This window comes from Rossellomorea sp. NRS-1567, from assembly GCF_050467885.1.
Taxonomy (GTDB): Bacteria; Bacillota; Bacilli; order Bacillales; family Bacillaceae_B; genus Rossellomorea; species Rossellomorea aquimaris_C.
Genome location: NZ_JBITPL010000010.1, coordinates 11,512 through 23,932, shown reverse-complemented (window position 1 = coordinate 23,932; position 12,421 = coordinate 11,512). Strand labels below are relative to the sequence as shown.

General features: G+C 41.8%; 11 protein-coding genes. 9 read left to right on the top strand and 2 right to left on the bottom strand.

Features of this window, described 5'->3' with window-relative positions; all coding sequences use genetic code 11:
- The first annotated feature begins 1 nt into the window (after position 1).
- The 6 genes from ACIFOD_RS05725 to ACIFOD_RS05700 are packed head-to-tail and all read left to right on the top strand — an operon-like array spanning position 2 to position 5,614.
- Positions 2-1,144, top strand: a complete 1,143-nt coding sequence (locus tag ACIFOD_RS05725) for a winged helix-turn-helix domain-containing protein (RefSeq protein ID WP_430313848.1) — start codon at positions 2-4, stop codon at positions 1,142-1,144.
- Between the two features lie 59 nt (positions 1,145-1,203).
- The gene (locus tag ACIFOD_RS05720) at positions 1,204-2,484 is read left to right on the top strand and encodes an MFS transporter (protein ID WP_430313847.1); all 1,281 of its coding nucleotides are present in this window, start codon (positions 1,204-1,206) and stop codon (positions 2,482-2,484) included.
- A gap of 44 nt (positions 2,485-2,528) precedes the next feature.
- Positions 2,529-3,551, top strand: coding sequence for a DUF4362 domain-containing protein (locus ACIFOD_RS05715; protein WP_430313846.1), 1,023 nt, complete (start codon positions 2,529-2,531; stop codon positions 3,549-3,551).
- Between the two features lie 25 nt (positions 3,552-3,576).
- Positions 3,577-3,828, top strand: a complete 252-nt coding sequence (locus ACIFOD_RS05710; protein WP_430313845.1) for a hypothetical protein — start codon at positions 3,577-3,579, stop codon at positions 3,826-3,828.
- Between the two features lie 41 nt (positions 3,829-3,869).
- Complete coding sequence (locus ACIFOD_RS05705; RefSeq protein ID WP_430313844.1) at positions 3,870-4,742, top strand: alpha/beta fold hydrolase; 873 nt, start codon at positions 3,870-3,872, stop codon at positions 4,740-4,742.
- A gap of 17 nt (positions 4,743-4,759) precedes the next feature.
- Entirely contained in the window at positions 4,760-5,614 is an 855-nt protein-coding gene (locus tag ACIFOD_RS05700) for a phosphotransferase family protein (protein ID WP_430313842.1), read from the top strand.
- A 328-nt stretch (positions 5,615-5,942) separates the two neighbouring features.
- On the opposite strand, the gene ytrI is transcribed toward ACIFOD_RS05700, so the two are convergent.
- Both ytrI and ACIFOD_RS05690 read right to left on the bottom strand, forming a co-directional pair.
- Positions 5,943-6,446, bottom strand: a complete 504-nt coding sequence (gene ytrI / locus ACIFOD_RS05695; RefSeq protein ID WP_430313841.1) for a sporulation membrane protein YtrI — start codon at positions 6,444-6,446, stop codon at positions 5,943-5,945.
- The gene (locus tag ACIFOD_RS05690; protein WP_113969604.1) at positions 6,443-6,778 is read right to left on the bottom strand and encodes a YtrH family sporulation protein; all 336 of its coding nucleotides are present in this window, start codon (positions 6,776-6,778) and stop codon (positions 6,443-6,445) included. Before ACIFOD_RS05690 ends, ytrI begins: the two co-directional genes overlap by 4 nt.
- 137 nt (positions 6,779-6,915) lie before the next feature.
- Here ACIFOD_RS05690 and dnaE point away from each other — a divergent pair, with 137 nt between their 5' ends.
- The 3 genes from dnaE (at position 6,916) to ACIFOD_RS05675 (ending at position 12,332) form a co-directional block, all read left to right on the top strand.
- Entirely contained in the window at positions 6,916-10,272 is a 3,357-nt protein-coding gene (dnaE, locus tag ACIFOD_RS05685; protein WP_430313839.1) for a DNA polymerase III subunit alpha, read from the top strand.
- Positions 10,273-10,437: 165 nt separating this feature from the next.
- Positions 10,438-11,676, top strand: coding sequence for an NAD(P)-dependent malic enzyme (locus ACIFOD_RS05680; protein WP_148969914.1), 1,239 nt, complete (start codon positions 10,438-10,440; stop codon positions 11,674-11,676).
- Positions 11,676-12,332, top strand: a complete 657-nt coding sequence (locus ACIFOD_RS05675) for a FadR/GntR family transcriptional regulator (protein WP_430313837.1) — start codon at positions 11,676-11,678, stop codon at positions 12,330-12,332. Before ACIFOD_RS05680 ends, ACIFOD_RS05675 begins: the two co-directional genes overlap by 1 nt.
- The last annotated feature ends 89 nt before the right edge of the window (positions 12,333-12,421 follow it).

Genomic DNA, 12,421 nt, shown 5'->3' with positions numbered 1-12,421 from the left:
AATGGATAATATTAAGCTATTACACAATGAATATATACTAAAATATCATTCAGAAGAAATTCATTTTTTGAGGAAGGAATTTCAGTTATTTGAATGTTTATTTCGGAACCCGTCTCGTATTTTCACTCGGGATGAGCTGCTGGAAGCAGTTTGGACAAGGGAAGAACCAACTGACAGGACGGTCGATGATCATATCTACAGAGTCAGAAAGAAATTGAAACCCCTTTCTTCCATTATGAGTATTGAGACCATAAGGGGAGTGGGGTATAAACTGAAGATCAGGGAAACGGTCAGGGAAAATGTCCTGCTACAGGACGATGAAGTTTCTTCGAGTATGGCAATGCTTTTTCGTAAATATCACTTATATGGTCAAGGTGATGCCTTGAAGCTTCTGGAGGAAAACCAGTCAGTGTTGGGATTTGAACTGGAGATACAGAACCGTTTGTACCTTCAATTCATGAAGGGGAATTTCAAATGGATAGCTGAATCGAGTGATCTTCCATTTTGGGATCGATGTTACTACTTACTACACATATATTCCTACATAGCAGAGGACAAGAATAAGTGTCTGGAGTATTTTACAAAAGCCATGGTCAACCCGAACATTCCAGTAGATCACCGTACTGAAATGGAAATGTTAAATCGGTTACCCCTTCTTGTATTCACTGGGCAGCTGGAAGATGCGGAAATTCTTTTGGCACAATCAAAAAAAGCGGTGCATGAAAAGAAAGTGGTTGGGTTTATCCCACTCCTTTCCTTCATTGAGCTCTACATACTATTATCAAAAAAAGATGATGATCGGATAACAGGAAGACTAATGGAAATGGAGAAAGAGCTCCAACATTATCCTTTTTTAAGAGAGAGAGCAACTTTTATGATCATTAAAGGAATTGCCTCACTGTATAAAGGAGATAGAATCCGAGCGAAACACTTTTTTGATCGAGGCTTGGACCAATTTTCACAAGCAAGATATGTCCCTGGCCTATTCATCAGCCTGAATACCATTTTGTATTACTTGGCTGAATACGAGATAGACCTGGATTTATCCCAGGTATATTCCCTTCAATTGAAGAAATATGAGGAAGAGTATCAATTAATTAATCTAGAATCTATCATTCGAAACCAGCTTGAGACTTATCTCTGATATTCCTCTGACATTCATCATTTATTCTTTGATAAAGAATGAATGTGGAGGGATCAGGTATGGGGAAAAAATCCTCGATCTGGAAAGATCAAAATTTCATCAAGTTTTTTTCAGCTAATGCACTATCGAATCTTGGGAATTGGTTTGATTTTATCGCCGTTCTCATTCTATTCAGGTATACATGGAATGCCGACCCTATGTTGATTGCCATGATCCCTGTTATGTACGCCATTCCGAGTACGTTATTTGGCCAGTTGGCAGGAGTGTTTGTGGACCGTAAAGACAAGCTTAGAATCCTGATTTATTCAGACTGGATCAGGGGATGTCTAACGCTATTGCTTGTGTTTGTGTCCTCCCCTATGGTGGCTCTGTTCGTTCTTCTGTTAAGGAATACTGTTGGAGTGGTCGGCACCCCGGCTCAGCAAGGTTTAGTGAGGAACATTGTAGATGAAGAGAATTTAATGAAGGCTGTTACCATTAACGGTAGCCTGCTTCAATTGGTGAAAGTGGTGGGTCCGCTATTGGGTGGGTCTGTTTCGGGAGTCTTCAGCCCGGACATTTCGATAGGTATTAATTCGGTTGCCTTCCTCCTCTCAGGAATCATATTATCAAGGATAGCTTTACGAAATAATGAGAACAGCGAAGGAACAACCCCGGATGTTCACGCTCATTTCTTTCGCTCGTGGAAGGAAGGATGGGAAATAGTTTTTAAGAACAGGATCTTGCTGGCAAGTATGCTGTACGGGATGGTCATCACCCTAACTATTCAAATGATCGACGCTCAGCTTGTAACATTATTCAGCGAGGTGTTTCCCAACAAGACAGAGATGACTGGCTGGACTATCTCTGCTATCGGGGGCGGCTCTCTTCTGGTCATTCTTGTTCTTACTAAGCTGGATGCAATCAAGAGCTATGGATGGTTCTTCGGGACTGGCAGTCTCCTGATCGGTGTTATGACAGGGGGGTTAGGATTTCTGAATCCTCAAAGTACATTCATAGTAGCAATCTGTTTTGCCTTTATCGGCGGTATTGGCACTGGTATAACATTTACGGCAGTGAATTACATGATCCAGAAGGAACCCCCATCAGAAGCGATAGGCAGAGTGTCGGGTATAGTGGACTCGACGTTAAGTATATTGTTTATTGCCGGTCCCCTACTTGGCGGTGTACTTATCCATCATTTTGGAGTATTGCTTGTGTTCAGGGGGATTGGCGTGGTCCTGATCCTTATAGGAACCGTTGGTATTATTATGAGGAAAGTTATTTGGAAAAAGAATGTGTATACAGCCGGAGATGTTAAAGATGAAAGGCGTCTGAGAAGAGAGAGTGAATTAGGTTAAACTTAGGATTTGGTTGTTTACCGTTTATTATAGGAGGATTGTTGATGGTTACTCAAAAATGGGTTTGGATACTTGGCGCTATTCTCTTCATTCTCACAGGATGCCAGGAATCCGATCAAGCGGCACAACCTACTGATGAAGACGATTCTGAATTTAATGCGGATGTAGTGGATGTGCACGGTGGGATTACAGGGCTGGATAACATGGAGAACTATTTTCAGCAGGTAGAGAAGCAGAAAAAAGGAGATTTGAGAGTCGTATCCTACACGATTGAGGGAGATCCCATACTCACGGATTTAGCTTACGATGGGAAACAAATCAATGTGAAATATGACTATACAAGAGATCAATATGGGAGTGGAGAGGTGGATACGTTTCATTGCGAAAAACTGAAAAGGGAAGAAAACTCTACCAATCTGTCCTATTATCTGACGGATTGTGATGGGACCCATGGGGATATGCGTGATGTTCTTACGGTATCTTATAATGTCCAACGCCAGGACGTTTTTGAAGTCGAATTAACGTACGGTAAAGAAGGTGGAAAACAATCTATAGAACTGAATGATGATGATAAGCAGGAAGTATACAAGCAGCTGGTGTTAGCAAATTATTTGAATGAAAACCCTCGTGATGAGTCCTGTAGCAAAGAGGAAGAAATCATCCCTTATTCCATGCAAGTGAAAATCAATGGTGCAGATCATACGTTGAAGTGGTTATCATGCACATCTTCAGAAAAAGCAAACAAGTTTACAAATATTGCTGAGTACATCATTCATGTATCTAAAAATCCTAAGGAAAGCAGCGAAGATGTCATTTATGGTTACATCATGGCTGTTGAGGACAATCAGATACTGATTGGACAGGATTTGACTGCCACCGATTATGAATCGTTGAAAAATGTTAAAGCAGAAGGACTGGGTAATTATATTTTCACCTTTGTATACATAGAGACCGATGGTGCCCAGGACTTTTCAGAGGGGGATAAAATAGCAGTGGAAGTTGATCGGGTGTTGGATGATGGCTCTCCTGGAAGGGTGAAAGGTGGTGACATTGAAAAGATAAATTAACAAAAATATTTTGAGGAGTGGCCACGTGATAAACGCCAAATTTAAACCTGAGTTTATTCCTATTACATTCATATTCATCGTGAGTTTAGTATTACTGTTAACAATTATGAGTGGGCTGGCGGCATTAAAGGAAGCTATTACATATTTATTGATTATTATTTTACTTGCTTTTCTAACCATAGATATTAAAAGTAAAACGGCCCCAAAAAAATCATCAAACAATGCTTATAAGTATGTTGTGTTAATATTTTTATTTTTTTATTTAGGGTTATTTTAAGATACCATTCTTAAAGCTTTATCTCAGAAAGGAACGTACTTATGGGGAAATGGGAAAGAAAATTACTACATACCACACGCGGAGTATTTGAGCTATTTATCAAGGGGCAGGGAGACCCGCTTTGTGTTACCCACCATTATTCTGAATTCAACCAAACCGGTGACTATTTTGCGGAGTCATTCACAAGAACCAACCAAGTCTTCTTGATCAACTTACGGGAAGCAGGTCAATCTGAGAAAGCAAACGAACCCTATCAGCTGAGTATGTTGGAATCTATATTCGACTTGGAAGCTATTCGTGAAGCATTAGGGTTTCTTCAATGGGGTTTCGCAGGGCATTCAACTGGTGGGATGCTTGGGATACTTTACGGAATCCACTTTTCAGAAAGTCTCCGTGTGAATGTGATTGTTGGGGCAGCTGCGAGAGAATATATGACCTTCTCGAAAGATTGCATTTATAATAGTGCGCACCCGGATTTTCACAGGATGCAGGAACTGATCGAAACGTTAAAACGACCGGATTTGCCAATGGAAAAAAGAAAAGAATTATCGATGGAAAGGACGAAATTGTCTTTATATACACCTGAGAAATATAGTGAGCTTTTTTCCCTCGATATTCACAAAGGGATGTCTGCTGCGAGAATGAACTTTTTTATCCGTGAATTACAAGTTTATGATGTCAGTAGAAAACTGGAATTCATTTCAGTCCCAACGTTAGTCATGTGTGGCAGATACGATGTCCAATGTCCTTTAATGTATTCGATTGAGATGGCTGAAGGCATACCTCACTCCAGATTAGTAATCTTTGAGAAAAGTAACCATTATCCATTCCTGGAAGAGGCAGAGAGATTTGTGGATGAGTATGATTTGTTTATAAAGGATAATCATGATGTTTCTTTTGAAGGAAGACAGTGAGGAGGTTGATGTAGTCGATGCATGAAGAAAGAATAAGAGAAATCTATCCAGAGTTAGACATAGATCATAGTGAAGTGATCGATCTTGGTCAGAATAATGATGTACTAATCGTAAATGATAACCTCGTTTTCAGGTTCCCGAAGTATGTGGAAGGGATCAAAAAATTAAAAAAAGAAACCGAAGTCCTGGAGCAGATTAAGGGGAAGCTCAGTTTATCCATCCCATATCCTCAGTACAGATCGATGGAACCCAATGAAGTGGGAAAAGTATTTACTGGCTATAAACGAATTGAAGGTACTCCCTTATGGCCCTATATGATGAAGAACATTCATAACGAGGACCGCATAGCTTCCCAATTGGTTCAATTTTTGACGGAATTGCACTCTCAACCTGTCGATAGCTTCGAAATTGAGAAGAAAAGCGCAGAAGATGTACGGAATGCGATCGTAGATTTATATGGGAAATTTAAAGATAAGCTGTTCCCGTATATGAATGAAACATCCAAGTCTGAAATCGATCATAATTTTGAAAGGTTTTTATCGAATAAGGAACTTCTATCATTCAACACGGTTCTTACCCATGGAGATTTTGGAGCCTCTAATATTTTGTGGGATTCAAAACGGGAAGAGGTAACGGGAATTATAGATTTTGGAGAAACGGAAATAGGCGATCCTGCGTATGACTTTGCAGGTTTATTATCCAGTTACGGTCAGCCTTTTGTTAAAAGGAGCCTGAGTATGTATCCGGATGGGGAAAAAATCTTTGAAAGAATGACCTTTTATAAGAGCACATTTGCGTTGCAAGAAGCTCTCCACGGAGTTGAGAATAATGATCGGGAAGCATTTGAGAGTGGGATGAGGGGGTATAGATAGTATATTCATTCCTCAGCCTTCACGATTGTGTAATAATATGGGAATTGACGCAATAACTCAGAATAACGACGCAATTATTAATAAAATGACGCAATGAACATCACTTTAGACGCAATTGTGTTGGGAAACGACGCAATCATAATCGAACCGGTTGGAAAAGTGCACTCGAAATGCCTTTTAAGAAGATGTATCAAAGGTAGGAAAGAAGATCCCAACCGTTTTCAAAATAAATGAATCATTTTCAGCAGAGAAAAAGCCATTAACGAACAAAAGACGAACCTCTCATCAAAAGGCACAATCACCTCTCCGAAAGGTTCGTCCAGCATCATCACTCCTCATACTTCAACTCCAACGTAATCTGCGTAGTCGTATAAAAGTACATCTCCCGCACCTTTAAGTTGAAGGACTTATCATTTAGTTCGACTGTTTTGTTTTCAATGATTTTTTTAACAAGTTCTTTATTTCCATAGGCTGTTTCCAGGTTCATAGTAAGTAGGCTCCTCAAATCTTCGCTCAACTGGTCCTCTGTTTCGTGTATACTGAGTAATTCAACTTTTGTTTTCGTATTGTTGATGATCTTCACTTTGACTTCCTGGATGGTGAGTTCGTCTTCGTTTTCGCTGTTTAGTTGTTTGTATTCTTCCTGTAAATAAGACAGGGTATTTTTCAGTTTGCTGATGTCGTTTTTCTGCTCTTCTATTAGATGCGTTTGTTTTTCATGCATGGCGCCGAACATAAAGAGAAAAATAATCCAGCTGATGATGCCTCCCACGACCATTCCGGCGAAGAACCGCTGCCAGGAAGGAAGCCGGTAAAAGGGTGGGATTCTCATGATGAAATATGCTCCTGTGTAAGCCAATTAATGATCATCCCACCCGTGTTTGCACCGCCTAAAGCTGATAGTATTAATAAAAACTGCTTGAATAACTCCTTTGTTTCACCGTTTAAGAAACCTTTTTCAAAGCTGTATACTGTATCGAATGTACCTCCGATGGCCGCAATGATCGCCCATATCCTAAGGAAATTAGATAAACGCCACATTTCAATGAATAAAGGCTGTCCCATGGCAAAAGAAGCTAAACCGCCGAGTAGGGATCCACCTAGTAAAACACCAAAGGCTATGAAAAAACTTTTCACCAATTCCGGAAAGAAAGCTTCTGCCATTTCATCATCTCCATCTATTACGTGTCTTTACGATAACTATATGGGGTTAGTAGACAAGATATGAGGGAGAACATATTTTCTTTTTTGCGGTTTCTTTCCTATAATAAAAGTATATTGAGAAAAAGGTTGTGCATAACATGTCATTTGTTCATTTACAAATAGCGAGTGCCTATAGTCTCCTGTCTAGCACGATATCGATAAATGGACTTGTACATAAAGCGAAGAATTCAGGGTATAAAGCACTGGCTTTAACCGATAAAAATATGATGTATGCCGCCATCCCTTTTTATAAGGCGTGTTTAAAAGAAAACATAAAACCGATTATCGGGTTAACTGCAGATATTGCAACGGAAAACGAGGAAAGGTCCTATCCGCTTGTTCTGTTGGTGAAAAACCAGACGGGCTATCAAAATCTATTGAAGATCTCGAGTGCGATCGGGGCCAAGACTAAAAATGGACTTCCGTTGAAGTGGCTTCAATCTTATAGCAAGGGATTAATCGCGATCTCACCTGGAATCAAAGGTGAGATTGAGACCCTTTTATTGAATGATGAAAGTGAAAAAGCAAAGGAGTGCATCCACGCCTATCAACAGATGTTCGGCATTGACTCCTTTTATTTAAGCATTCAAAATCATGGGATTCCGTCTGAGGATACTCTTATTCCATTACTTCAACAAGTGGCTAAGGAGACAGGAACGGATATGGTGGCTACCAATGATGTTCAGTATTTAGACCAGGAAGATCATTTCGCCCATGAATGCATGGGTGCGATACGTGACGGAGTAAAGCTATCTGAAGATGACCGGGACGTATTGGGTTCACAGGAGTATTACTTCAAGTCTAAAGAGCAGATGGTGGATTTGTTTTCTGATCATGTCACAGAGCTTGAAAACACGATGAAGATTGCCGATCAGTGCCACCTGACCATCCCCTTCCATCAGCAGCTCCTCCCGAAATATCCTCTGCCTGAGGGAGTGTCTGCCCTTCAGGAATTGACCCATCTTTGTGAAAAAGGCCTGAGTGATAGGGTAGAGTCGGTTTCCGATGAGTACATAGAACGATTGGATTATGAGCTTGAAGTCATCGGCAGGATGGGATTCAGCGATTACTTCCTGATTGTCTGGGATTTTATGAAGTATGCGAAGGAAAGAAAGATCCTGACGGGACCGGGAAGGGGATCGGCAGCGGGTTCCTTGGTATCTTACGCATTGAGGATTACAGATGTGGATCCGATCGAGCATCATTTGCTGTTTGAACGATTTTTAAATCCTGAACGGGTGTCCATGCCGGATATCGATATCGATTTTCCCGATCACCGGCGGGACGAAGTGATCGAGTATGTGGAAGGGAAGTATGGGAGCCTTCACGTTGCCCAGATCATTACGTTCGGGACCTTTGCAGCGAAGGCGGCCCTGCGTGATACAGGTCGTGTGTTTGGCTTGAATATGAAGGAACAGGAGCAAGTATCCAAGCTTGTTCCGAATCAGCTGGGGATCACGCTGCAGGAAGCCTATGAAAAGTCTAAGGGATTCCGGGAATTTGTGACGAGCTCTGATCATTATAAGAAATTATTTCAGACGGCTCTTAAACTGGAAGGACTTCCAAGACATACGTCGACCCATGCGGCGGGAGTCGTGATGAGTGAAGCTCCGTTAGTGCAGTGGGTACCCATCCAGGGAAGTTCATCCGGCATCCATCTCACTCAATTCTCTATGGATATTTTGGAAGAAATCGGTTTGTTGAAAATGGATTTCCTGGGACTGCGTAATCTTAGTATATTAGAGAGAATTGTGAAGAAGGTTCAAATGGGAACCCATAAATCATTCTCCATTGAGTCGATTCCCATGAATGACCCTAAAACCTTTGAATTATTAAGCAAAGGGCTGACCAATGGGATATTCCAGCTTGAATCAGAAGGAATGCGAAATGTATTAAAAAGATTGAAGCCTAATTCTTTTGAAGATATCGTGGCCGTTAACGCGTTGTACCGTCCGGGGCCAATGGAAAACATCCCGACGTATATTAAACGGAAACACGGCGTGGAGAAGGTGGACTATCCTTTGCCTGACTTAAAGCCGATTCTTGAAATGACCTACGGCGTCATTGTATATCAGGAGCAAATCATGCAAATTGCTTCGAAAATGGCCGGTTTCTCCCTCGGGGAAGCAGATTTGCTCAGAAGAGCGGTTTCGAAGAAGAAAAAGGATGTCCTCGATCAGGAGCGGGAGCATTTTGTTTCCGGTTCAAAACGGAAAGGCTATACCGAAGAAGTCGCGCACACCATTTATGACTTGATTGTCAGATTCGCAGATTATGGATTCAACCGCTCCCATGCTGTTGCCTATAGTATGATCGCCTATCAATTGGCCTATTTAAAAGCACATTATCCTGCTTTTTTCTTATCATCCCTCCTGACATCGGTTGTGGGAAATGAGACGAAAGTGGCTCAGTACATCCGGGAAGCAAAGCTTTATGATATTGAGATCCTGCCCCCATCCATTAATACGAGTCAATTTGTCTTTACGGTGGAAGGAAAGAATAGGATCCGTTACAGCTTAGGGGCAATCAAAGGAATAGGGGCAGCTGCTCTAAAGGAAATCATCCGTGCCAGAAAAGAAAAACCTTTTCAGGACCTGTTTGATTTTTGCATGAGGGTATCTTCCAAAACGATTAACCGGAAAATTCTCGAAAATTTAGTATTGTCCGGGGCGTTCGATGAATTCGAAATGGACCGTGCCACGTTGCTTGCGAGCCTTGATGTAGCTGCCCAGCATGCGGAGCTTGTCAACCCTGAAGGTGATCACGATCTGTTTCATGAGGAAGAAGCGTTCCTATTGAAGCCTAAACACGTTGAAGTAGAGGATATGACCATCGATACGAAGCTTCAATTCGAGAAACAGGTTCTGGGTCTATACTTATCTGACCATCCCGTTTCTTCCTACCGTCACCTGTATGATGATCTTGGCTTACAGCAAATAGCCGATCTTCAAAAGGGATCGAAAATCACATTTGGCGGTTATATTACCGGAGTGAAATCCATCCGGACGAAAAAAGGGGAAGTGATGGCCTTCCTCGAAATCGGTGATGAAAGTGGAGAGATTGAAGCGGTGGTGTTTCCGAATGTCTATCGAAATCATATGACTCAGCTAAAAGAAGGGAATATCCTCCTGTTTGGTGGAAACGTGGAAGAACGTAACGATAAGCTTCAGTTCATTGTGAATCATGTGGAAGCGATGGAAGAAGTGCAGGCGAGAGTGAAAGCAGGGGACCAGAAGCTCTATTTGAAAATTGCCATGGATCAGGATGAAGAGGCTTGTACGCAGCGTATTCATCAAACGATTAACCGGTTCAAAGGGAAGAATCCTGTCATCGTTTATTATGAACGTGAAAAAAAGAGTGTCCAGCTTCCGGATCATTTACGTGTGTCCCCGTCTCAAGAGGCTCTTAGGGAAATGCATCGGATTCTTGGTGAGGCAAATGTCATATTACAATAACATACTTTACTAAAATCGATATTTATATTATTGTTTAATAGAAAAAGGTGGTCAGACCACCTCTATAACTTTATTTTTTTTCAATATAAATCATGTACATTCAGAAGATTCATGTGAATCATGAATCGACATATAGCATGTAAAGAATCAGAAGGAGTGAGTGGATTGTCATTGCGTGAAGAAGCTCTGCATATGCATCGGGTAAACAAAGGGAAATTAGAAACAACATCCAAGGTGGAGGTCCGGAATGCGGAAGACCTGAGCCTGGCTTATTCCCCAGGAGTAGCAGAACCGTGTAAAGTCATTTATGACAAGCCTGAAACGGTTTACGATTACACAATGAAAGGGAATATGGTAGCGGTAGTTTCAGATGGTACGGCGGTTTTAGGTCTTGGAAATATCGGACCGGAAGCTTCATTGCCTGTTATGGAAGGGAAAGCGGTTCTATTCAAGAGCTTTGCGGGAGTGGATGCGTTTCCGATCTGTTTGAACACAACGGATGTGGACAAGATTGTTGAAACGGTTAAACTTCTTGAGCCTACCTTTGGCGGAGTGAATTTAGAAGACATAGCAGCTCCAAATTGCTTTGAAATTGAAGAGCGCTTGAAGAAAGAGACCAACATCCCCGTGTTTCACGATGATCAACATGGTACGGCCATTGTAACCGTGGCAGGTCTGGTGAATGCCCTCAAGATCGTCGGGAAGAAGATGTCAGAAATCAAAGTAGTGGCAAATGGAGCCGGTGCTGCGGGCATGGCGATCATTAAGCTTCTTTATCGTTATGGTGTGAGAGACATCATTATGTGTGATTCCAAAGGAGCGATTTACGAAGGTCGTCCCGAAGGAATGAATGGAATCAAAGACGAAGTTGCCAAGTTTACGAATCGCGATCAGATCAAAGGTGGACTGACAGAAGTACTAAAAGACGCAGATGTATTCATCGGTGTGTCTGTTGCAGGAGCGTTAACAGAAGAAATGGTTGCCTCTATGAAACAGGACCCGATTATCTTCGCTATGGCCAATCCTGTGCCTGAAATTATGCCTCAGTTGGCAAAAGCGGCTGGAGCAAAAGTGGTTGGGACCGGTCGATCCGATTTTCCTAATCAGGTAAATAATGTCCTTGCATTCCCTGGCATTTTCCGAGGGGCCCTGGATGTTCGCGCGACTCATATCAATGAGAAGATGAAACAAGCTGCTGTTGAAGCGATTGCGGCTTTAATCGGAGAAGATGAATTGAACGAGGATTACGTCATCCCTGCACCATTTGACAAGCGTGTAGCACCTGCTGTAGCAGCTGCAGTCGCAAAGGCCGCCATGGAGACGGGAGTAGCCCGTTTGAAGGTGGATCCGGAAGACATTCGCAAAAAGACAGAAGATTTAGCGGTAATCGGGAAGAGTGAATGATGTCAGAAGTGAACTCTCTCCATTCCCACGCTAAAGTATATATTGGAATTGTTCACCAACTGCGAGAAATGATATCTAAAGACGGCCTCAAGCCAGGCGATAAAATCCCTTCTGAAAGAGAGCTGTCCGAACGATTGAACGTTGGGCGTTCTTCTGTCAGGGAGGCATTACGTGCCTTGGAATTGCTGGGTCTGATTGAAACCAAAAGAGGCGAAGGTACCTTTTTAAGGGACTTTCGCGATCATCATCTCATCGACTTGTTAGGAATGTTCATCCTCGAGGACCACAAAGCCCAGGAAGATATTCTTTATACGAAGATGATGATTGAAAAGGAAGCGCTGAAAGATCTATTTTCTGAAAAAAAGAAGATGGATGCACTATTCCACAAAGTGACAGAAGCGGAATACCTGGACGATGTGTTCAGGGACATCGTGATGATGAACGCCAATCATTTGGCTCAACGGATTTGGAATATCTTAAATGATTTTGAAACATTGATTTGTGGAGAAATCAAGATGACGAATCCTATGAGGGAAGAGATTATCCTAATGCTTCAAGGAATAGAAAAACAGGATAAAGAGACTGTGCAAGAGACGTATAAAAGGGTCAGGGAAATTGTCGATAAGGATGCGACAATTTCCAACATCTTTTTTTAAACCTTTCCATTAAACTGATAGTCAAGCAGTTATATATTGTGCATTTACTACTAGAAACGAAAGCGGAAGCTGTCCCTGGGAAATTGATT